The sequence below is a fragment of the Aeromicrobium sp. Root472D3 genome (genome assembly GCF_001426485.1).
Classification (GTDB): domain Bacteria; phylum Actinomycetota; class Actinomycetes; order Propionibacteriales; family Nocardioidaceae; genus Aeromicrobium.
In genome coordinates this window covers 468,088-489,786 of sequence record NZ_LMET01000001.1, presented here as the reverse complement: position 1 = coordinate 489,786, position 21,699 = coordinate 468,088, and the positions used below count along the sequence as shown (strand labels likewise).

Below are 21,699 nucleotides of genomic sequence, written 5' to 3'. Positions count from 1 at the left end.
CATCCGCCCTAGCGCAGGTTGACGGCGTCGAACGTCGCGGTGGTGAAGCGCACCGCGACGTCGACGGTGTCGCCGACCTCGGGTGCCGTCACGCTGGCGGGCACGAACACCATGCTGGCCTGCATGTGCGGAGGCTCGGCGAACCAGCGCTGCTTGCCCGCGATCGTGAACGGCGACAGCGAGAGGCCCGCGGCCTCGAGGCCGCCCTTCGCCAGCGACTTGCCGCGCCCGACGACCCCGGCCGAGGCCTTGGGTGCCTCGAGCCCGATGCCGTGGCTCGTGCCGCCGGCGATGACCAGCAGCGTGCCGTCGCGCGGCATGGCGCGCTGCCGGTAGCCGATGTGCTCGCCCTTGGCGACGAGGTGCGAGTCGAGCACCGTCGCGCGGACCGACAACGCCCCCAGGTCGCCGAGCCACAGCGACGTGCCGACGCGCGGACGGATGTCGAGCTGCGGACGTCGCGTCGACAGCGCGGCGACCTCGGCGGTCGTCAGGTGCGAGACGTACAGGACCGTCGTCTCGACCTGTGACGTCTCGAGCACCGCGGCCCAGCTCTCGGCCTCGCCGAGGTTGCCGCCGGACATCGACCGCAGCGGCAGGTGGATCGCGAATCCCTCGACCCGCAGGTCGCCGAGCGCCGCGACGGCGGCGGCGAGCTCGTGCCGGTCGAGCCCGTGGCGCGACATCGACGTCTCGCCCTCGAGCAGGATGCGGGTGCCGGGAGCCGTCGCGGCCAGCTCGGCGATGTCGCCGACCCGGCCGAGCGTGTGGATGACCCGGTCGTCGAGCACGACGTCGGTGAAGAACGGACGCCACGGCGTCAGCACCATGACGTCGCCGTCGAACGACGCCAGCGCGCCGGGCACCTCGGCGTACGTGCCGACCGAGATCGTGGTGACGCCGATCGCGGACGCCTCCATCGCGAGCAGGCTGCGGCCGAAGCCGTAGCCGTTGCCCTTGATGACGGGCACCAGCCCGGGCCTGCTCTCGGCGACCGCGCTGATCGACCGACGCCAGCGCGCCGCGTCGACGTCGAGCTCGAAGCCGCTCATCCCCGCCTCCTCATGTAGGTGGTGAAGCCGGCGTGGAGCGCACGGTTGAGCGGCAGGTCCCACTCGCCGAGGTACTCGACGGCCTCGCCGCCGGTGCCGACCTTGAACTGGATCAGGCCGACGTGCGAGTCGTCGGGGTCGAGCGTCTCGGTGATGCCGCGCATGTCGTACGTCGTCGCGCCGGCGGCGAGGGCGTCGCGGATCATCTGCCACTGGATCGCGTTGGAGCCGCGGACGTCGCGCTTCTCGGTCGTCGAGGCGCCGTAGGAGTACCAGGCGTGCTCGCCGACGCGCACCATCGTGGTCGCCGCGACCAGATCGCCCTCGTGGTGGGCCAGGTAGAGCACGAGGCGGTCGGCCTCCTCGGCCGTCATGGCGTCCCACATGCGCTCGAAGTACGACAGCGGCCGTGGGGTGAAGTGGTCGCGCTCGGCGGTCTCGGCGTACACGGCGTGGAAGGCGGCGAGGTCGTCGCGGGTGCCGGTCGTGACCTCGACGCCGGCCTTGGCGGCCTTCTTGATGTTGCGGCGCCACAGCTGGTTCATGCCGGCGAGGACGGCGGCCTCGTCGCGTCCGGCGAGCGGCAGCTGGAAGTTGAACTTCGGCTGACCCGCCGAGAAGCCGCCCTCGGTGGGGATCTCCTTCCAGCCCAGACCCGCCAGGGCGGTGGCCACGCCGATCGCCTCGTCGTCCAGCACGTCGGCCGGGACGTCCGACAGCGTGCCGAGCACCGGATCGGCGATCGCCTGCTTGATCGTGGCGGCGTGCCAGCGACGGGTCACGACCGGCGGACCCATGCGGATGCCGAAGGCACCCTGCTTCTTCAGGTGGGAGGCCATCGGGGCCAGCCACCGGTCGAGGTCGCCGTCGCGCCAGTCGATGTCGGGGCCCTCGGGCAGGTAGGCCAGGTAGCGCTTGACGCGGGGCAGCTGGCGGTAGAGGACGAGGGCGGAGCCGACGATGCGGTCGCCGTCGAACCAGCCGATCGACTCGCCCCGCCACTCGTTCTTGACCGCCGCCCACCCGGGAGTCTGCAGGAAGCTGACCGACGGGCGCGCGCGCACGCGGTCGAGGTGCTCGTCGGCGCTGATGGGCCGGACGCTGAGGGGGCCGTGCGGGGAAGCTGTCGTCACCGCACCACGCTACCAACCCGGGACGTCCGATCCCCGACGCCGATGAGTTAGGCTTGCCTTACCAAGCCAGCCATCCCCGGAAGGCACCACCTGTGAAGACCTACACCGCGACCGTGCTCGGGAGCCGCCAGCTGTCGGCCCACCTGGCGACCGTGACCCTGGGGGGCCTGGACGACTACCCGACCACCGGCATCCCCGACGAGTACGTCCGGGTGCTGATCCCGCCCGTCGGGTCCGCGCTCGCCCTGCCGCAGATCGACGAGGCGTGGAACATCTCGTACGCCGAGGGGGCCGTCGAGCCCGACTTCCGCGTCTACACGATCTCCGACCACCGGGTCGTCGACGGCCGTGTGCAGATCGACCTCGACATCGCGCTGCACGACCAGGGCGTCGGCTCGGACTGGGTGCGACGCTGCCGGCCCGGCGACGAGGTCGGCCTGATCGAGCCGCACGGCCTGTACGCCGCGCCCTCCGACGTCGCCTGGCAGCTGCTGGTCGCCGACATCACGGGCCTGCCGGCGCTCGCGCGCATCCTGCGCGGCCTGTCGCCGCAGCAGAAGGCCGTCGTGCATGTCGTCCTGACCGACGCCGGCGACGAGATCGCGCTGCCGAGCCCGGCCGACGTGGACGTCACGTGGCAGGTCGTGGCCAAGGAGACCGACATCTGCGAGACCCTCGCCGAGGCCGTCACGTCGCGCGACCTGCCCGACGCCGACCGCTACGTGTGGCTCGCGGGCGAGGCGCGGGCGAGCCGTGCCGTGCGGCGTCATCTGCGACGCGAGCTGAAGTGGCCCCAGGCCGACTTCTACACGTGCGGCTACTGGCAGATCGAGGCCGAGAAGTGGAACGCCCGCTACGAGGAGGTCGCCGAGGTCGTCCAGAAGAAGTCGGCCGAGGTGCAGCGGGAGGTCGGCGACGACCAGGGCGCCTACCTCGACGCCCTCGACGACATCTACGAGTCCGTGGGCCTCTGACCCACGCCACTTCCGTCCCCCAGGGAGGCCGCTTGCGGCCGACCGTGAGCGGAGCGAGGGGGTCCACCCAACCCTCATGGCAGCAGTTCGCCTCGGGCTCCGCCCTCACGGTCGCTGCGCTCCCTGGCGAACGGTTGCTCCCGTCCCCCAGGGAGGCCGCTTGCGGCCGAGCGTGAGCGAAGCGAGGGGGACTGACGCAAGCCTGATGGGGTGGGTCAGAGGGGCTTGACCCAGCGCGACCACTCGGGCTGGCGCGAGTAGCCGGCATCGGTCCAGATCGACGCCCCGAGATCGTTGCCGTCCAGCACCATGGCGTCGGCCCGCTTGCCGCCGACGGCGGCGAAGCGCTGCTCGGCGTGCTCGAGCAGCGTCCGGCCGATGCCCCGCCGTCGGTGCGACGGGTGCACCGCGAGCCGGTAGAGGTGGCAGCGCCACCCGTCCCACCCGACGATCACCGACCCGACGACGTCCTCGCCGTCCGTCGCGAGGACGAGCGCCTCCGGATCACGCGCGAGCAGTCGCTCGACATCGGCCGCGGAGTCGGACGGGCGGTCGGCGTTCTCGGCACCGACCGTCCACAGCGCGAGCACGGCGCCGACGTCGGCCACGGTGGCGGGGCGCACGACGATCTCAGTCATGCGCCCCAGCCAACCCGACCGGGTCCGCGGGCTACCGGGCGACCCGCACCTTGATCGTGTAGCTCCGCGACTTCTCGACCACGAGGATCTTCCACGTGCTGCCGACCGTGGCCGATCGAGGCACGCGCACCGTCGCCCGACCGTCCTTCAACCGCGCCGACGGCTTCGCGACGGTGCCGAGCCGCGCCGGGCCGAGCACGCGACCGGAGGCCTCGACGGTGCCGTCGAGCGTGTAGCGGCGGCCGCGCTCCAACGTGAACTTCCCGCCGCGGTACGTGGCGCCGCGCACCTCGTACGCCAGCGTCCGGTACGTCACCGACCGCGTGCCGGTGTTGCCGGCGGCGTCGGTCGCGCGGGCCGTCAGCGTCGTGCGCTTGGGCGTCACGACCGTCGTGAGGCGGCAGGCCACGGGGCCGGACGTCTCGTCGGTCGCGGTGCACCGTGCGGCCGGTCGGTCGCCGACGTACAGGCGTCCGGCTGCGACGCCCGCGATCGTCACGACGGGCGCGACCCGGTCGACGGGGACCGGCGTGGGCTCGGGCTGCGGCTCCACCGGGGTCGTCGCCGGCGTGCAGGCGATCGTGCCGGTGCGGATCGAGTGCCCGCCGGTGTCGCCGTCGTCGGACCACACGACCTCCTTGAGGCCGTCGACGCAGCGCGACTGCGGGGCCAGCGCGAAGCCCTCGTTGTTGAGGTTGGGCATCGTCACGGGACGGTCGTAGGCCTCCGCGACGGTGAACACGCCGCCCTTCAGCTGCAGCAGCGACGTCTTGCCGTCGTGCGTGTCGTCGGTGACGGCCCACAGGCGCTGCCGCTCGGCGTCGAACGTGACGTCGGCGAGGTGCGCGAAGCCGCTCGAGATCGTCGCGATCCTGTGCGACGTGCCCCCGGTCGAGTCGAGCGCGAAGGCGTGCAGCGCGCCGGTGTCCTCGACCGCGACGACGTACAGCCCCGTGCCGTGCAGGGGGTAGTCGGACGGGACGTAGGGCTTGTTCGTGCTCTGGTCGACGAATCCGCCGGCGACCAGGAACGAGTCGGGAACCCAGGTGACGCCCTCGAGGCCGAGGTTGGCGCCGGCCGCGGGGATCTGGCTCGTCAGGTTCCACTCGTCGGTCGCCTTCAGGGTCGTGTCGGCGGTGTCGGGTGCGTAGCGCAGGATCGACATCCGGCTGACGCCGCTGGCGGCGTTGTTGCGCTCGGCGGCGGCGTAGACGAAGCCGTCGGGCCCGATCGTCAGGCCCTCGGTGTCCGGAGCGCCGGTGCCGTCGAGGTACGTCGGGGTCTTGCCCGCACCCCAGCCGTCGGTCGTGGCGGGCACCCACGTCTGCCCGTCGCGCACGAGCTTGAACAGCGTGCCGAGCTTGTTCTGCGCGGCCCACAGCACGTCCGGGTCCTCCGGGTCGAAGGCCAGGCCGCTGAGGTCCTGCGTGAACGTCGACGCGAGGTCGGCCGTGCGGACGTCCTGGCTGCCGGGCCAGGGCTCGGTGTCGAGACCGGGGCACGCGTTGGCGGCGCCCTGGGTGGCGGCCCGCGTGTCGACGAAGTCGCCGACGCCGTCCTTGCAGCGTCCGTACGTCACGGCCGCGGGGTTGGTCCAGGTGTACGACTCGACGACGGCCCCGTCGGCGCCGAGCAGGCGCACCGAGTCGCCGGCGCCGAGCGAGAAGCCGAAGCCGGACGTGCCGGCCTCGACGACGCGGTAGCCCTTGGCGGGGACCGTCGTGCCGGTCGGGAACGTGTAGGCGCCGGCGTCACCGGAGTCCTTCAGCGTCCAGCCCGAGACGTCGAGGGGCGTGTCGCCGATGTTGACCAGCTCGACCCAGTCGGGGCCGATCTCGTTGAGGCGCACGGGGCTGCACGCGTTGGACGCCCCACGGGTCGACGTCGTGGTGGTGCGGAAGTCGCCCGTACCGTCGGGGCAGCGTCCGTAGGTCGTGGCGGCGTGCGTCGTCCACTCGTACGAGTCGACCTTCGTCGTGCCGTCGGCCAGGTAGAGCGTCGCCGAGTCGGCCCCGCCGAGCCCGAAGCCGGGCGACTGGTTGACCTCGGTGTAGATCGCGAAGAACGCGCCGGGCGCGATCGTCGTCTTCGCGGGGACGACGACGGGCGTCGCGGCGTGCGACGGGTCGGCGTCGAGGATCTTCCAGCCCGAGACGTCGACCGTGCTGGTGCCGGTGTTGGTCAGCTCGACCCAGTCGGCGACCTTGTCGCCGTTCGACTCGACCTCGTTGATCCGGATGACTGTCCTCGGGTCGGCCGTTGCCGCGCACTGGTTGGGCAGGCCGATCGTCGACGCGGTCGTCGTGAAGGCGCCGGTGCCGTTCGGGCACCGGCCCCACGTCGTGGCGTGGGTGTCGGCGGGCCAGGTGGTCGCGTCGAGCAGCGTCGACCCGTCCGGTGTGTAGAGCCGTGCGGAGTCGCCCTTGCCGAGTCCGTACGAGAGGGTCACGTCGAAGGACTTGACCGCCCCGGCGCCGAGGACCGTCCCGGACGGGATCGCGAAGGCGTGCGTGTCGTCGTTGTCCTTCAGCACGTAGCCCGAGACGTCGATCGCCGCGTCGCCGGTGTTGACGAGCTCGACGAGGTCGGCCGGATCGGACTCGACCTCGTTGATCTTGAGCTGGTCGGCGCCCGCCGGCACGGGGCACGCGTTGGCGGCTCCCGGCGTCGCGGCGCGCGAGATCACGAACGCGCCGGTGCCCTGCGGGCAGCGAACGGCGGACGGGGTGCGGTGGGTCGTCCACTCGTACGTGTCGACAGCCGTGCCGTCGGGCAGCGAGACCGTGATGGAGTCGGCCTTGCCGAGCCCGAAGCCGCCGACGAGCGCGTCGGTCTCGAACGCGAAGAAGGCGCCCGGGGCGACCGTGGTGCCTGCGGGGGCGATCGCCGTCGGGGTGTGGAGGGGATCGGCGTCGACGGCCTTCCAGCCTGTCAGGTCGACGGGCTGGGTGCCGGTGTTGACGAGCTCGACGAAGTCGGGGCCGGTGCCGTCGCTGCGCACCTCGTTGAGGCGGACCTTCTGCGGGTCGGGCGTGCACTGGTTGGCCGTGCCGAGGGTCGCGGGCGTGACGCTGAACTGTCCGGTCCCGTCGGCGCATCGTGCCCATGTCGTGGCGTGGGTGTTCGCGGGCCACGTCGTCGAGTCGAGGAGCGTCGTGCCGGAGAACAGGCGCACGGAGTCGCCCTTGCCGAGCCCGACGGTGCCGGCGGCCGATCCCTTGACGTTGACGTCGAGGACCACGTAGGCCTTGCCGGCCACCACGGTGCCGGAGGCGATCGTGTAGCCGGTGCCCGTGTTCTCGGAGTCGCGCAGGACGAGTCCCGAGAGGTCGACGGGGGCGTCACCGGTGTTGACGAGCTCGACGACGTCGTCGGGATCCGACTGCACCTCGTTGATCCTGATCGACGAGTAGTCGGTGGCCGCGCTGGCGGGACCTCCCAGCACGACGGTCAGGAGCAGCACGAGGCAGGACAGCAGGGGGATGGACCTCAGGGGCACGGGGCTCGGGGGTGCGGACAGGACGGGGCGACGGGGGCTCGCAGGCATGCGGCGCACGCTCGCACCGCCGGGAGAACGTGCCGTGAACCCCCGGGGGCCGGGGCGCGAACGCCGGAGGTCAGGCCGGGACGGCGTACTGCGGCTGCTGCGGGACGACCAGCAGCGTCATGCCGGCCTCGGCGGGCGTGCGATCGGCCTTGCGGTGGTTGCACCGGATGCACGCCGCCACCGCGTTCTCCCACGTCAGCGTGCCGCCGCGGCTGCGGGGGACGATGTGGTCGACCGTCTCGGCCTTGCCGCCGCAGTAGGCGCACATCGCGTCGCGGGCCTTGATGGCCGCCTTGGTGCACAGGTGCGAGCGGCGGTGCATCCAGCGGGTCTTGACGTACCGGACGAGCCGCAGGACCTTGGGGACGGGGAACGGCCCGAACATGCCGGCGGCGGCCTCCTCGATGACGGCGACCTCGCGCACCAGCATCTTGATCGCGTGGCGCATCGAGACACGCTGCAAGGGCTCGTAGCTCGCATTGAGCACGAGGACGTTCGCGTCCGACATCGCTGACCGCCTCCCGACGGTGGATCCTGACTGGATCGTAGCCGGAACCACGGCATCGCGGGCGGGCTCGAAACACACCCGTGACGAATCTGTCCTACGGTGAGCACGTGGACACCTCAGAGCTCTTCGACGGCTACGGCCCCGTCGCCGGTTTCGACGAGATGTTCGAGGGCACCGACGTGCGCGACAGCTACGGGCAGGTGCACACCTCGTTCGAGGCGATGGGCGCCGACGAGGTCCGCCTCCGCGCCGACTCGCTGGCGTCGTCGTACCTCGAGCAGGGCGTCACCTTCGGCGTCGAGGGCGAGGAGCGGCCGTTCCCCCTCGACATCGCGCCCCGCCTGATCGAGGCCGACGACTGGGACCACGTCGAGCAGGGGGTGCGCCAGCGGGTGCTGGCGCTCGAGAAGTTCCTCGCCGACGCGTACGGGCCGGGCGAGCTGTTCTCCGACGGCGTCGTGCCGCGCGACACCGTCGTCACGTCGCCGCACTACCACCGCGTCGTCGCCGGGCTGGAGCCCGCGAACGGCGTGCGCGTGCACGTCGCGGGCGTCGACCTGATCCGCGACGGCAACGGCGACTTCCGGGTGCTCGAGGACAACGTCCGCGTGCCGTCCGGCGTCTCGTACGTCATGACCAACCGTCGCGCCCTCTCGGCGGCGCTGCCCGAGGTGTTCGCCGACCACCGCATCCGTCCGGTGTCGCAGTACTCGCAGCACCTGCTGACGGCCCTGCGCAAGGCCGCGCCGGCCGGCGTCAGCGATCCGACCGTCGTCGTCCTGACGCCCGGCGTCTACAACTCGGCCTACTTCGAGCACACGCTGCTGGCCCGCACGATGGGCGTCGAGCTCGTCGAGGGCCGCGACCTGGTCTGCCGCTCGGGGCGCGTCATGATGCGCACGACGCAGGGCCTCGAGCCCGTGCACGTCATCTACCGGCGCATCGACGACGAGTTCCTCGACCCGGTGCAGTTCCGTCCCGACTCGGCGCTCGGCGTCCCCGGCATCATCAACGCCGCCCGCGCCGGCCACGTCACGATCGCCAATGCGGTCGGCAACGGGGTCGCCGACGACAAGCTGCTCTACACGTACGTGCCCGACCTGATCCGGTACTACCTGTCGGAGGAGCCGATCCTGCGCAACGTCGACACGTGGCGCATGGGCGAGGCCGACCAGCGCGAAGAGGTGCTCGACCGGCTCGACGAGCTGGTGCTCAAGCCCGTCGACGGCTCGGGCGGCAAGGGCATCGTGATCGGCCCCGCCGCAACGAAGGGCGAGCTCGACGAGCTGCGCGGCAAGATCCTGACCGATCCCCGCGCGTGGATCGCCCAGCCCGTCATCTCGCTGTCGACCGTGCCGACGCTCGTCGAGGACGGCATCCGTCCCCGCCACGTCGACCTGCGACCGTTCGCGGTGCACGACGGCGACGACGTCTTCGTGCTGCCGGGCGGGCTGACCCGTGTCGCGCTGCCGGAGGGCGAGCTGATCGTCAACTCCAGCCGCGGCGGCGGCTCGAAGGACACGTGGGTGCTGGCGCGCCCCACCGACCCCGACGACGAGGGCGAGATGGCCCCCAGCGCGTCACCGGTCTCGGGCATCGCGCAGTCGGCCGGCCCGGCCATCGAGGGCGACGTCGGCGACATCCACGTGCAGGAGCAGGAGCAGCAGCAACAGCAGCAGGGACGGGCGACGACCGGTCCGACGAACGGGGAGCCCACATGCTGAGCCGCATCGCCGAGTCGCTGTTCTGGATCGGGCGCTACCTCGAGCGTGCCGACGACACCGCGCGCATCCTCGACGTCCAGATGCAGGTCCTGATCGAGGACCCCGGCATGGACGAGCGCACGTCGTGCGAGCAGCTGCTGTCGGTCATGGGCGTCGAGGACTACACGGGTCACCCGAACCGCTGGATGATGCTCGACCTGCTGGCGCACAACCCCGAGTCGCCCGTCTCGATCGCCGCGGCCATCGGGGCCGCGCGCGAGAGCTCGCGCCGGGCCCGCGAGACGCTCTCGACCGACATCTGGGCCGCGATCAACACGACGTGGCGCGGGCTCAGCACGGCCCGGGCGATGCGCCCGCCGGACATGTTCAACTGGGTGCGCAACCGCACCGCGATGATCTCGGGCATCGCCGACTCGACGATGTCGCGCGACGACGGCTGGCACTTCTACATGCTGGGCCGCAGCATCGAGCGCGTCGACATGACGGCCCGCCTGCTGTCGACCGCCGCTCTGGCGTCCGGCCCGCAGGTCGCGTGGCCGACGACGCTGCGGGCGTGCGGCGCCTACGAGAGCTTCATCCGCGCGTACCGCGGCATCGAGGCCGATCGCCAGGCCGCCGAGTTCCTGCTGCTCGACCGCTGGTTCCCGCGGTCGATCGTGTCGTCGCTGGCCGAGGCCGAGCGGGCCCTGGGCAACCTGGCCGCGTCCGGCCAGCGCTCGGGCTTCAGCGACGAGGCCCAGCGGCTGCTGGGCCGGGCGCGCACCGAGCTCGAGTACCGTCCGCTCGCCGACATCGTGTTCGACCTGCCGGTCGAGATGGAGCGCCTGCAGCGCAGCTGCGCCGCGGCGAGCGACGCCGTCTCGGCCCGCTACTTCGCCGAGTCCGAGATCCACACGTGGCGCGGAGGAGCGATCGTATGACCTACCAGCTGCGCATCAAGCACACGACGGGCTACCACTACGAGAAGGGCGCGATGGCGTCCTTCAACGAGGCCCGCATGACGCCCATGACGACGCCGGAGCAGTACGTCCTGCGGTCGCGCATCGAGATCACCCCCGCGCCGTGGTCGTACGAGTACCGCGACTACTGGGGCACGACGGTCACGTCGTTCGAGGTGCACGACCCGCACTCCGACCTCACGGTCGTCGCGACGTCGATCGTCGACACGCAGGAGGTGCCGCCCAAGCCGCAGGCCGTCGGGTGGGACGACCTGACCCCCGACGTCCAGGACGAGTGGTGCGAGTACCTCGTGCTGTCCGACTGGGTCGCTCCCGCCGCCGAGCTGCAGGAGCTGCTCGACGGTCTGCGCGCGACGTCCGAGCGACCGGGCGACTACGCCCGTGCCGCCGTCGGTCTGCTGCACGAGCGCCTCGCCTACGTCCCGGGCAGCACCGAGGTCACCACGACCGCGGCCGACGCCTGGGCCGCGCAGACGGGCGTCTGCCAGGACTTCGCGCACCTCAGCCTGGGTGCGCTGCGCGCCGCGGGCATCCCGGCGCGCTACGTGTCGGGCTACCTCCACCCGTCGCCCGATCCCGTCGTCGGCGAGACCGTCGAGGGCGAGTCGCACGCGTGGATCGAGTGGTGGGACGGCGAGTGGGTCGCCTGGGACCCGACCAACGCGGTCGCGCCCGGGCCGCGCCACGTCGTGGTCGCGAAGGGCCGCGACTACGGCGACAGCCCGCCACTGCGCGGCATCTTCTCGACCGCGGGCGGCTCCGAGCTGTTCGTCGGCGTCGAGATCACGCGCCTGCGCTAGCGTCGGGCCCATGGCCCTCCTGCACGCCGCGTCCATCCGTCCGACCAAGATCGAGATGCTGCGTGTCTGGGCGCCGACCCAGCCATGGTTCACGGGCGACGACGAGGGCCTCGAGCAGGTCGGCGCCTACCGCTTCGACGACCCCGACGGCGAGGTCGGCATCGAGACCTTCCTCGTGCGGTCGGGCGACGGTCCGGTCCTGCAGATCCCCGTCACGTACCGCGGGGAGGCGCTGGCCGGCGCCGACGAGTGGCTCATCACCGAGATGGAGCACACGGTGCTGGGCCACCGCTGGGTCTACGACGCGTGCGGCGACCCGGTGTACGCCGCGGCGCTGGCGACGACGATCCTCGGCGGCGGCTCCGAGGCGTCCGTCGAGCGCGAGGCCGACGGCGTCCGCACACCGGTCGAGCCGTCCGTGCGCGTCACGGGCAGCGGCAGCTCGGACGACGTCGGATCCGTCGGGCTCGTCGACGTCCGCGACCGCGACGCGGCGACGCTGGTGGTCACGTCGGTCGCCGAGATCGAGGTGCTGCGGGTCGTCGGCGACGACTCGTGGGCGATGGGCGGCGAGACGCTGACCGGCACGTGGGACGGCCACGACGGACCCGCGCTCCTCGCCGTCGCGCGCTGATCGCCGCGCGGCTAGCGTGGACGGCATGACCGAAGAGCGCTACTACGCCGACCCCGTGCCCGACATCCACCGCCCGTACGTCGCGGCCGACGACCGCTACCAGCAGCTCGACTACCGCCGCGTCGGCACGTCCGGTCTGCTGCTGCCGCCGATCTCCCTCGGTCTGTGGTGGAACTTCGGCGACAACCGCCCGTTCGACACCCAGCGCGAGGTGCTGCGCCACGCGTTCGACCACGGCATCACGCACTTCGACCTGGCCAACAACTACGGTCCGCCGCACGGCTCGGCGGAGGAGAACTTCGGGCGCATGATGCGGACGGACTTCAAGCCCTACCGCGACGAGCTGATCCTGTCGAGCAAGGCGGGCTGGGACATGTGGCCGGGCCCGTACGGCAAGCTCGGCTCGCGCAAGTACCTGCTGTCGAGCCTCGACGCCTCGCTCGAGCGGATGAGCGTCGACTACGTCGACATCTTCTACTCGCACCGCGTCGACCCGACCACGCCGCTCGAGGAGACCATCACGGCGCTCGACACCGCGGTCGGTCAGGGCAAGGCGCTGTACGCGGGCATCTCGTCGTACTCGCCGCAGAAGACCGCCGAGGCCGTCGCGATCGCCCGCGACCTCGGCACCCCGCTGATCATCCACCAGCCGTCGTACTCGATGCTCAACCGCTGGGTCGAGGGCGGGCTGCTGACGGTGCTGGACGAGCACGGGCTGGGCGCGATCGGCTTCTCGCCGCTGGCGCAGGGCCTGCTGACCGACAAGTACCTCGGCTCGGACGCCGTCGAGCGGGCCGGTGACCGCAGCAGCTTCGACGAGTCGGTGCTGACGAAGGAGAACCTGGCGCGGCTCAAGGGCCTGGCCGGCATCGCCGAGAAGCGCGGCCAGTCGCTGGCGCAGATGGCGATCTCGTGGATCCTGCGGCCCGGCGGCGTCACGTCGGCGCTGATCGGCGCGTCGTCGGTCGAGCAGCTCGACGAGAACCTCGCCGCGGCGCAGCAGACCGACTTCACCGACGACGAGCTCGCCGCGATCGACGAGTTCGCCGGCGACGCCGAGGGCGTCGACCTCTGGAAGGTGTCGGCCGAGCTCTGACCACCGACGCGATCCGGCGCCTGCTCGACAGCCCGCCCGACCTCCCGGTCGTGGGCGGGCTGTCGGCGCTGACGACCGCGCTGCGCGAGCGCGGGACGGCGGTCGTCCAGGCGCCGCCCGGCACCGGCAAGACGACCCTCGTGCCACCCGCCGTCGCGGCGCTCGTGGCACGGGGTGGCGGGCGGGTCGTGGTGACCCAGCCGCGGCGCATCGCGGCCCGCGCGGCGGCCCGACGGCTGGCGGGGCTGCTGGGCGAGAAGGTCGGTGAGACGGTCGGCCACACCGTGCGCGGCGACCGTGCCGTCGGGCCCGCCACGCGCATCGAGTTCGTCACGACCGGCGTGCTGCTGCGGCGGTTGCAGCGCGATCCCGAGCTGCCGGGGGTCGCGGCGGTCGTGCTCGACGAGGTGCACGAGCGTCAGCTCGACGCCGACCTGACGCTGGCGTTCCTGGTCGACGTCCGTGCCACGGTGCGCGACGACCTGCTGCTCGTCGCGATGTCGGCGACGGTCGAGGCCGGACGGATGGGGGCGGTGCTCGACGCACCGGTCGTCGACGTCCCGGGGGCGCTGCACCCCGTGACGCAGCACTGGGCTCCGCCGCCCGCGGACGTCCTGCCGACCGGAGGTCAGGACCGGGGAGTGCCGCCGCGCTTCCTCGACCACGTCGCGGCGACCGTCCGGCAGGCGCTCGCCGCCGACCCCGGCGACGCGCTCGTCTTCGTGCCCGGCGTCGGCGAGGTCGAGGGCGTCATGCGGCGGTTGACGGGGCTGTCGGACGTCGACGTCGTCGCGCTGCACGGACGTCTTCCGGCCCGCGAGCAGGATCTCGCCCTCACCCGGGGGCCTCGGCGCCGTGTGGTGGTGTCGACATCGGTCGCCGAGTCGTCGCTGACGGTGCCGGGCGTGCGGATCGTGGTGGATGCGGGCCTGTCGCGCGAGCCCCGCACCGACCAGGCCCGTGGCCTGCCGGCGCTCGTGACCGTGCGCGTCAGCCGGTCGGCCGCCGAGCAGCGCGCCGGACGCGCCGGACGCGAGGGCCCGGGCGCGGTGCACCGCTGCTGGTCGCGCGCCGACCACGCCCATCTGTCGGCGCACCCCGCGCCCGAGATCGCGGTCGCCGACCTGACGGGCTTCTGCCTCGAGCTCGCTGCGTGGGGAGACCCCGACGGTCACGGTCTCGCCCTGCTCGACGCACCTCCGCGCGCCGCGCTCGATGCCGCGCACGAGACGCTCGCGGCGCTCGGAGCCACCGACGACTCGGGAGCCATCACGGCGCGCGGTCGGGCGATGGCGCAGGTGCCCGCCGACCCCCGTCTGGCCCGAGCCCTGCTCGACGGCGCGGACGTCGCGGGATCGCGGCGCGCCGCCGAGGTCGTGGCCCTGCTCGACGACGACGTCCGCGCCCCGGGCGGTGACCTCGTCGCCGCGCTGCGCATGGTGCGCCGGGGCGGGCCGGCGGCCCGCTCGTGGTCGGACGCCGCCGCGCGCCTGGAGTCGCTCGTGCCGTCACGCGTCGCCCGCACCGACCTGACCGACGACCTCGCGGTCGGTGCCGTCGTGGCGCTGGCCCACCCGGGGCGCATCGCCCGTCTGCGTCCCGGTGGCGGCTCCTACCTGATGGTGTCGGGAACCGGTGCGTCGTTCCGCGCCGCCGACCCGGCCCTGGCGGGTCTGCCGTGGATCGCGATCGCCGACGTCGAGCGTCGTCCCGGCACGCGCGACGCCACGATCCGCTCGGCCGCACCGGTCGACGAGGACACCGCGCTCGACGCCGCCTCGGGATCGTGGCACGAGGTCGACGAGGTGGTGTGGGAGCGCGGACGGATCGTCGCGCGACGGGTCACGCGGCTGGGAGCCATCGAGCTGTCCGCCGTCCCGCTCGCCCAGCCGCCACCGGACGCCGTCGCCGCGGCGGTCGCCGAGGGGCTGTCGCGCGACGGTCTCGCGGCGCTGCCGTGGAGCGAGGCCGCCGTCGCGCTGCGCCGTCGCATGGCATTCCTGCACCACGCGCTCGGCGAGCCGTGGCCCGACGTCGGCGACGAGGCGCTGCTCGCCGACGTCGACGCCTGGCTGGGCGTCGACCTCGCGCGGGTGCGCTCCCAGGCAGGGCTCGCGCGCGTCGACGTCCTCGGGGCGCTGCGACGTCTGCTGCCCTGGCCGGCGGCCGGGCGACTCGACGAGCTCGCCCCCGAGCGCGTCCGCGTGCCCACGGGGTCGGCGCCCCGTGTCGAGTACGGCGAAACCGGCACCGAGCAGCCGGTCCTGTCGCTCAAGCTGCAGGACGCGTTCGGGTGGGACGCGACCCCGCGGCTCGCCGACGGACGGGTGCCGCTGCTGCTGCACCTGCTGACCCCCGCGCGTCGACCCGCCGCGGTGACGGCCGACCTCGCGTCGTTCTGGTCGGGGCCGTACCGCCAGGTCAGGTCGGAGCTGCGGGGCCGGTACCCGAAGCACGCATGGCCCGAGGACCCGACGGTCCGTCCGTAGTCGTCAGCCCACCGGGGCGCGGCGCACCTGGCGGGTCAGCTCGTCCTGCGGGATCGGCACGACGTCGGTGACCCGCGCCGGTCCGACCGAGAGCTGCCCGTCGTCGAGGGGCTCGCAGCGGATGCCGCCGTGGCCGCGCAGGGCCTGGTGCGCCCCGGGGGTGAAGACCTCGTTCATCCACCCGCACGGGTTGGCCGGTGTGATCGACCGGAACCGGATGGGCCCGTGGCCGCCGTCGAGCGTGAACGTCGAGCGGACGAGCGCGTCGACGTCCAGGCCTCGCGTGACCAGGTTGCGCCGGGCCAGCACGGGATCGAAGGGCGTGTTGGCCGCGGGGAAGAGGCCGTCGCCGGCGATCTGCTCCTCGAGCCGCTCGATCGCCTCGGCCGCGATGATCGTGACGGACGCGTACGTGAACCGGGTGTTGAAGTAGCGGTCGCCGACCAGGCCCTTGTGCGCCCGCACGCGCACCGTCGTCGGCGTCTCGTCGCCGTCGTACAGGGTCATGCCGTCGCGCGGGCGACCGTCCATGCGGCGCACCGGCGAGACCACCAGGTGCGTGATCGCGATCTCCATCCCGCCACCCTAGGCCGCCCCGCCCCCCGCAGATCCGCGAGTGGTGCGGAGTGGACGAAGTGGGACGGCGTGTCTGGCCATCACGCACCACTCGATGCCGGGGATGCACCACTCGGCGCCGTGGAAGGGGGACGTGTGCACGACCGCGCGCCGCCCACAGGGCTGCGGTGAGCTCTGGCGGTGTGGCACTGCCCCGACCGAGCGTCGTCGGATGGACCCCATCCTCCACAGCCGGGCCGAGGCGTCCGGCCACACATCCAGGACGCTGCGTCGTTCCGCCCTCTACGTCCACCCCGTCCACGGTGTCTCCCAGCTGACGGCCACCGCGGACGATCTGGCGTCCACGTGCCGCGCCGTCGCCCTCGTGCTGCCGGACGACGCGGTGTTCACCCACGTCACCGCCGCTCTTCTGCGCGAGTGGTGGATGCCGATGGCCGACGCGTTCCCGCTCGTCGCGTGCACCGACGGCGACACGACGCACCACGACCGCAGGGGCGTCTTCGTCCGACGGTGCGACATCCCGCCCGGGCACCGCCAGCGCCTCGGCGACGTCGCGGTCGCCTCGCCCGAGTGGACGATCGTCGAGCTGTCCGAGCACCTCGCCCTGCTCGACCTGGTCGCCGTGATCGACAGCGCCCTGCACCTGGGCCACACGACGGTCGCCGACATCCGCGCGACGATGCGCCGGGGACGCCGCGGCGTCCGGGTGCTGCGGCGGGCACTCGAGCTCGTCGACGGACGGAGCGAGTCGTGGTGGGAGACGATGCTGCGCCTGCTGCACGTGCTGTCGGGGTTCGCGGTCGACCCCCAGGAGCGGGTGCTCAACCGTGCGGGTGTCGAGGTCGCGCGGGTCGACCTGCGCATCCGCGGCACCCGCCGGGTCGTGGAGTACGACGGGAGCGGCCACCGCGACAAGGGCCAGCACCAGGACGACCTGCGGCGCGAGAAGGCGCTGCAGCGCGAGGGTCTCGAGCGCTACGGGTACATCGCGACCGAGATCGTCGGCGGGGCGCGCCAGATCGTCCGCGACGCTGAACGGGCGTCCGGACGTCCGCACGTCGGGTCGCGCGCCGACCTCTGGCTCGCCGAGGCGCGGCTCGCGAGCATCAGCCTGACCGGGCGGGCGGCCCTGGCTCGCCGGCTCGAGAAGATGACGCGCGACACGTCGGCCCGCAGCAGCCGATGACCGCCGGCCTGATCGTCGAGTGGTGCATTCCGTTGCCCGAGTGGTGCGTCGTGGTCAGACACGCCGTCCCAGAATGTCCAGTCCGCACCACTGGCGAGTCCCGGAGGGGCGGGAGGCGGATTTCCCTCGGACGGCGGTGGTCCCGTAGGCTTGGGCGGTTGCTGTTCGGCAACCACTCCTGCTACGGAGACCCCGTAGCCGTTTAGTCCGAAGGAGACTGAATGTCACTGCGCCCGTACGAAGTCATGATCATCCTCGATCCCGACCTCGAAGAACGTACCGTCGCCCCCAGCCTGGACACGTACCTCAACGTCGTGCGTCAGGACGGCGGCTCCGTCGACAACGTCGACGTGTGGGGCAAGCGTCGCCTCGCCTACGAGATCAACAAGAAGAACGAGGGCATCTACGCCGTCGTCACGCTCCAGGCCGAGCCGGCCACCGTCAAGGAGCTCGATCGTCAGCTCGGACTGAACGAGTCCGTCGTCCGCACGAAGGTCACACGTCCCGACGTGAAGTAGGCCTGATCACTGGTCCACAGCACCGACGGCGAACCCTCGCGTTCGTCACAGGTCTGCGGAACACTCGAGCCAGACACCCACACACCTGAAAGGCTGCGCCACATGGCAGGCGAAACGATCATCACCGTCATCGGCAACCTGACCGACGACCCGGAGCTCAAGTTCACTCCTTCGGGCGCCGCAGTTGCCAACTTCACCGTCGCGTCGACGCCTCGAACCCTCGATCGTCAGACCAACGAGTGGAAGGACGGCGAGGCTCTGTTCATCCGCTGTGCCGCGTGGCGCCAGCTCGCCGAGAACGTCGCCGAGTCGCTGCAGAAGGGTCAGCAGGTCATCGTCCAGGGCCCGCTGAGCGTCCGCAACTACGAGCGCCAGGACGGATCGCGCGGCACGAGCGTCGAGATGACCGTCAACGAGATCGGTCCCTCGCTGCGCTTCGCGACCGCCAAGGTCACGCGCGCCAACCGCTCCGGCGGCGGGGGCGGCGGCTTCGGCGGAGGCAACTCCGGCGGAGGCGGCGGCAACACCTCAGGTGGCGGCTACGGCGGAGGCAACTCCGGCGGAGGCGCACCGGCACCCGCGAACGACCCCTGGTCGTCGCAGCCGGCGCAGGGTGGATCCGGTTCATGGGGTGGGAGCTCCGGCGCGTCCGAAGAGCCCCCCTTCTAACCACTCACGTCATTCACGAATCACAGGAGCAACATGGCTAAGCCAGTCGTCCGCAAGCCGAAGAAGAAGAGCAACCCGCTCGCCGCGGCCAAGGTCACCGACATCAACTACAAGGACACCGCGCTGCTGCGCAAGTTCATCTCGGACCGCGGCAAGATCCGCGCGCGCCGCGTCACGGGTGTCACCGTCCAGGAGCAGCGTCTCATCGCGAAGGCCATCAAGAACGCCCGCGAGATGGCACTGCTTCCCTACACGACCACCGGTCGTTAAGGGGTATCGACATGAAGCTCATCCTCACGCACGAGGTCACGAACCTCGGAGCTCCCGGCGACATCGTCGACGTCAAGGACGGCTACGGCCGCAACTTCCTGCTGCCGCGCAACTTCGCCATCCGGTGGAGCAAGGGCGCGGCCAAGCAGGTCGAGTCGATCAAGGCTGCGCGTGACGCGCACGCCGTCCACGACCTCGAAGAGGCCAAGAGCATCAAGGGCAACCTCGAGTCGAACCCGATCAACGTGCCGGTCCGTTCCGGCGCGGGCGGACGCCTGTTCGGCGCCGTCACGGTCTCCGACATCGCCGAGGCCCTCGGCGAGGCCGGCGCCAAGGTCGACAAGCGTCGCATCGAGGTCGGCAACCCGATCAAGTCGCTCGGATCCCACGAGGTGTCCGTGCGCGTCCACCCCGAGGTGAGCGCGCGCGTCAAGCTCAACGTGGTCGCCTCCAAGTAGTCCACCTGACGGGCCGACACCCTGAGGCTTCTGCCCAGTGGTGCCGGCCCGTCGTCGGTGGCGCATCCCCATGCGTTCTCCTCTCGCCGCAGCCGCGTCCCTCCTGGTGGCCGGGAGCCTGGTGCTCTCCGGCTGCTCGCTGACGTCCGGGGGCGACGACGAGCCGGCCCCCACGCCGAAGACGTCCACCGTCGCCCCGGTCACCGAGCTGCCCAGCACGGCGTGGACGTCCGCCGACGCGGCCGAGGTCAGCCAGGGCGGCACGCTGCGCCTGGCCGCCTCCGCCCTGCCGGCGAACTTCAACCCGCTGCAGTCCGATGCCGCCGACTCCGACGCCGCCGAGATCCTCGCGCCGACCTCGGGCGGTGCTGTCCGCATCACCGCCGACGGCGGCTGGGAGGTCGATCCCGACTACGCCGAGTCGGTCGAGGTCGTCGACGAGGACCCCTTGACGGTCGAGGTACGGCTCAACCCGAAGGCGGTCTGGCAGGGCGGCACGTCGATCACGGCCGACGACATGGTCGCGTTCTGGAAGGCGCAGAACGGTTCGGACGACGCCTACGAGGTCATCTCGACCGCCGGCTACGACGCGATCTCCGCCGTCGAGCCCGGCGACGACGAGTTCTCGTACACCGTCACGTTCTCGCGCCCGACCGCCGAATGGCCCCTGTACGTGTACCCGCGGCTCGCCGCGAACGTCTCGGACTCGCCGAAGCTGTTCAACCAGGCCTTCCGCACGCGTGCCATCTCGTCGAACGGCCCGTTCGTCGTCACCTCGATCGACCCCGACGCGGGCGTCGTGACGCAGAAGCCCAACCCGCGGTGGTGGGGCACCCCGCCCAAGCTCGACGAGATCACCTGGAACGTCGGCGACGCCGAGCTGCAGGCCGAGGCCTACGTCAACGACGAGCTCGACGCCGTCGACCTGCAGGCATCGACCTACCGCATCGGCCGCGGCACCGGCGCGGTCCAGCGGGCAGCGGGCGTCGAGTGGTCGCAGGTGACGCTGAACGGCGGTCGCGGACCGCTGCAGGACGTCCGGGTGCGCCGGGCCGTCGCCCACGCCATCGACCGCGACGCGATCGCGGCGACGACGGCCAAGGCCCTCGGCGCACCGGCGGCGCCCCTCGGCAGCCTGCTGCTCGTGCCCGGCCAGAAGGGCTATCAGGACTCGACGTCGTCGATCGCCCACGATCCCGCCGAGGCGAAGAAGCTGCTGGCGGCGGCGGGATACACCGCGGGAGCCGACGGCATGCTGGCCAAGGACGGCGAGCCGCTCACGCTGACGCTGCCCGTGCCCGAGGACACACCCACCAACAACGTCCGGGCCAGCGCGATCGCCGACGACCTGCGTGCTGTCGGCATCACCGTGACGCTGCGCCCGACCGCCGCGGCCACGTTCTTCGACGACGTCGTGATCCCGCTCGACTTCGACCTCGTGACGTTCGTGAACCGGGCCTCCCCGTTCCCGATCACCGCCGCCAAGCCGCTGTTCTTCCCGCTCGACTCGGCCCAGAACTACACCGGCATCGCGCCGGACCGCATCGGCCCGGGGTTCGACACCGTGCTGGGCACGCTCGACGACGCCCTGCGCATCAAGCGGGTGGCCAAGCTCGACGAGTGGCTGTTCGAGGACGTCCCGATGATCCCGCTGGCCGTCACCCCGGTCACGGTCGCCGTGCGCAACGGCCTGGTCAACTACGGTGCGGCCCAGTTCGAGCAGCCCGACTGGACGACGGTCGGGTTCGTCACGAAGCCGAAGAAGGCGCCGGCGGACGACTGACCGCCGCCGCGACGACGTCGGCCACCTGGTCGGCGGCGGCCCGGGCGCGCGCCCCGTCGGAGGGCCGGTAGACCTCGCGCCGGGCGTCGTACCGACAGCCGACGATCTCGCCGTGGTCGGCCGCGACGGCCTGCAGGCTCGTGGTCCACCCGGCCGCCCTCAGGCGCAGCTCGAGGCCGCCGACCTGGTCGGGCGGTGTGCTCGTGTCGTCCTGCCCGTAGAGCACGTCGATGCGGCAGCGTCCCTCACCCCGGGGGAGCGTGCGTGGGAGCGGTCCTCCCGAGATGCCGTCGAGGACACCCGGCCCGTCGGCCGGTGCGATCAGCACGACGCCTCCGAGCCCGACGCCGAGGCGCTCGGAGTGGACCGCCAGACTCGTCGCCGCCGTCCCACCGAGCGACCAGCCCGCCACCACGACGCGATCGGGATCGAGCCCGGCTCCGGACGCCTGCTCGCGCGCGTACCTGACGGACGTCAGCAGGTCGGAGCGGCCACCGTCGGGCGTCTCGCTGCTCCAGTCGGGTGCGAGGGCCAGCGCGCCCCGTAGCGCGACGCGGTCGGCCAGCGGACCCATCCACGACGAGCTGTCGACCCCGCGGCCGTGCCACAGCAGCACGACGCCCCGCTCGGGGGTGCCGCGCACCAGCACCCGACGTCCCGGCGCGTACTCGTGGTCGTCCATCGG

General features: G+C 72.2%; 20 protein-coding genes. 13 read left to right on the top strand and 7 right to left on the bottom strand.

Translation table 11 applies throughout. The features are described 5' to 3' along the window. Positions 1–8 precede the first annotated feature (8 nt). Positions 9–1,052 carry an alanine racemase gene (locus ASD10_RS02425; RefSeq protein WP_056604081.1) on the bottom strand — a complete coding sequence of 348 codons (1,044 nt, stop codon included), beginning with the start codon at positions 1,050–1,052 and terminating at the stop codon, positions 9–11. Further along, positions 1,049–2,185: a peptidoglycan bridge formation glycyltransferase FemA/FemB family protein gene (locus tag ASD10_RS02420; protein WP_056604078.1), complete on the bottom strand. Its 1,137-nt coding sequence runs from the start codon at positions 2,183–2,185 to the stop codon at positions 1,049–1,051. The genes ASD10_RS02425 and ASD10_RS02420 overlap by 4 nt, the downstream gene beginning before the upstream one ends. Positions 2,186–2,277: 92 nt before the next feature. Here ASD10_RS02420 and ASD10_RS02415 point away from each other — a divergent pair, with 92 nt between their 5' ends. Beyond that, the gene (locus ASD10_RS02415) at positions 2,278–3,159 is read left to right on the top strand and encodes a siderophore-interacting protein (RefSeq protein ID WP_056604075.1); all 882 of its coding nucleotides are present in this window, start codon (positions 2,278–2,280) and stop codon (positions 3,157–3,159) included. A 215-nt stretch (positions 3,160–3,374) separates the two neighbouring features. Here ASD10_RS02415 and ASD10_RS02410 read toward each other — a convergent pair whose 3' ends face one another. The 3 genes from ASD10_RS02410 to ASD10_RS02400 form a co-directional block, all read right to left on the bottom strand. Further along, positions 3,375–3,797, bottom strand: a complete 423-nt coding sequence (locus ASD10_RS02410) for a GNAT family N-acetyltransferase (RefSeq protein WP_056604073.1) — start codon at positions 3,795–3,797, stop codon at positions 3,375–3,377. A gap of 31 nt (positions 3,798–3,828) precedes the next feature. Next, positions 3,829–7,344 carry a lamin tail domain-containing protein gene (locus ASD10_RS02405; RefSeq protein ID WP_082555974.1) on the bottom strand — a complete coding sequence of 1,172 codons (3,516 nt, stop codon included), beginning with the start codon at positions 7,342–7,344 and terminating at the stop codon, positions 3,829–3,831. 70 nt (positions 7,345–7,414) lie between these two features. Next, on the bottom strand, positions 7,415–7,852 hold the full coding sequence (locus ASD10_RS02400; RefSeq protein WP_056604067.1) for an HNH endonuclease: 438 nt from the start codon (positions 7,850–7,852) through the stop codon (positions 7,415–7,417). Between the two features lie 107 nt (positions 7,853–7,959). Between ASD10_RS02400 and ASD10_RS02395 the strand changes: the two genes are divergently transcribed. The 6 genes from ASD10_RS02395 to hrpB are packed head-to-tail and all read left to right on the top strand — an operon-like array spanning position 7,960 to position 15,554. Beyond that, positions 7,960–9,576 carry a circularly permuted type 2 ATP-grasp protein gene (locus tag ASD10_RS02395; RefSeq protein ID WP_235501738.1) on the top strand — a complete coding sequence of 539 codons (1,617 nt, stop codon included), beginning with the start codon at positions 7,960–7,962 and terminating at the stop codon, positions 9,574–9,576. Then, positions 9,570–10,496 carry an alpha-E domain-containing protein gene (locus ASD10_RS02390; protein WP_056604064.1) on the top strand — a complete coding sequence of 309 codons (927 nt, stop codon included), beginning with the start codon at positions 9,570–9,572 and terminating at the stop codon, positions 10,494–10,496. The genes ASD10_RS02395 and ASD10_RS02390 overlap by 7 nt, the downstream gene beginning before the upstream one ends. Further along, positions 10,493–11,335, top strand: a complete 843-nt coding sequence (locus ASD10_RS02385) for a transglutaminase family protein (RefSeq protein ID WP_056604061.1) — start codon at positions 10,493–10,495, stop codon at positions 11,333–11,335. The genes ASD10_RS02390 and ASD10_RS02385 overlap by 4 nt, the downstream gene beginning before the upstream one ends. A gap of 10 nt (positions 11,336–11,345) precedes the next feature. Next, entirely contained in the window at positions 11,346–11,969 is a 624-nt protein-coding gene (locus ASD10_RS02380) for a hypothetical protein (protein ID WP_056604058.1), read from the top strand. A 25-nt stretch (positions 11,970–11,994) separates the two neighbouring features. Beyond that, positions 11,995–13,065: an L-glyceraldehyde 3-phosphate reductase gene (gene mgrA, locus ASD10_RS02375; protein WP_056604055.1), complete on the top strand. Its 1,071-nt coding sequence runs from the start codon at positions 11,995–11,997 to the stop codon at positions 13,063–13,065. 50 nt (positions 13,066–13,115) lie between these two features. Then, a complete protein-coding gene (gene hrpB / locus ASD10_RS02370; protein ID WP_235501737.1) occupies positions 13,116–15,554 on the top strand; it encodes an ATP-dependent helicase HrpB in 2,439 nt (812 codons plus the stop codon). A gap of 3 nt (positions 15,555–15,557) precedes the next feature. Here the strand turns inward: hrpB and ASD10_RS02365 are convergent, their stop codons facing one another. Next, a complete protein-coding gene (locus tag ASD10_RS02365; protein WP_200938114.1) occupies positions 15,558–16,130 on the bottom strand; it encodes a molybdenum cofactor biosysynthesis protein in 573 nt (190 codons plus the stop codon). A 211-nt stretch (positions 16,131–16,341) separates the two neighbouring features. On the opposite strand from ASD10_RS02365, the gene ASD10_RS02360 reads away from it, so the two are divergent. The 6 genes from ASD10_RS02360 (at position 16,342) to ASD10_RS02335 (ending at position 21,014) form a co-directional block, all read left to right on the top strand. Beyond that, positions 16,342–17,316, top strand: coding sequence for a hypothetical protein (locus ASD10_RS02360; protein ID WP_056604051.1), 975 nt, complete (start codon positions 16,342–16,344; stop codon positions 17,314–17,316). 227 nt (positions 17,317–17,543) lie between these two features. Next, the gene (rpsF, locus tag ASD10_RS02355) at positions 17,544–17,834 is read left to right on the top strand and encodes a 30S ribosomal protein S6 (protein WP_056609800.1); all 291 of its coding nucleotides are present in this window, start codon (positions 17,544–17,546) and stop codon (positions 17,832–17,834) included. A gap of 102 nt (positions 17,835–17,936) precedes the next feature. Next, entirely contained in the window at positions 17,937–18,503 is a 567-nt protein-coding gene (locus tag ASD10_RS02350) for a single-stranded DNA-binding protein (RefSeq protein ID WP_056604048.1), read from the top strand. 33 nt (positions 18,504–18,536) lie between these two features. Next, the gene (gene rpsR / locus ASD10_RS02345) at positions 18,537–18,773 is read left to right on the top strand and encodes a 30S ribosomal protein S18 (protein ID WP_056604045.1); all 237 of its coding nucleotides are present in this window, start codon (positions 18,537–18,539) and stop codon (positions 18,771–18,773) included. A gap of 11 nt (positions 18,774–18,784) precedes the next feature. Then, positions 18,785–19,231, top strand: coding sequence for a 50S ribosomal protein L9 (gene rplI, locus ASD10_RS02340; RefSeq protein WP_056604042.1), 447 nt, complete (start codon positions 18,785–18,787; stop codon positions 19,229–19,231). A gap of 70 nt (positions 19,232–19,301) precedes the next feature. Further along, positions 19,302–21,014, top strand: a complete 1,713-nt coding sequence (locus ASD10_RS02335) for an ABC transporter family substrate-binding protein (RefSeq protein ID WP_157432414.1) — start codon at positions 19,302–19,304, stop codon at positions 21,012–21,014. Here ASD10_RS02335 and ASD10_RS02330 read toward each other — a convergent pair. Beyond that, a complete protein-coding gene (locus ASD10_RS02330) occupies positions 20,980–21,696 on the bottom strand; it encodes a dienelactone hydrolase family protein (RefSeq protein WP_056604037.1) in 717 nt (238 codons plus the stop codon). The two genes, ASD10_RS02335 and ASD10_RS02330, sit on opposite strands and share 35 nt — an antisense overlap. Positions 21,697–21,699: the final 3 nt, after the last annotated feature.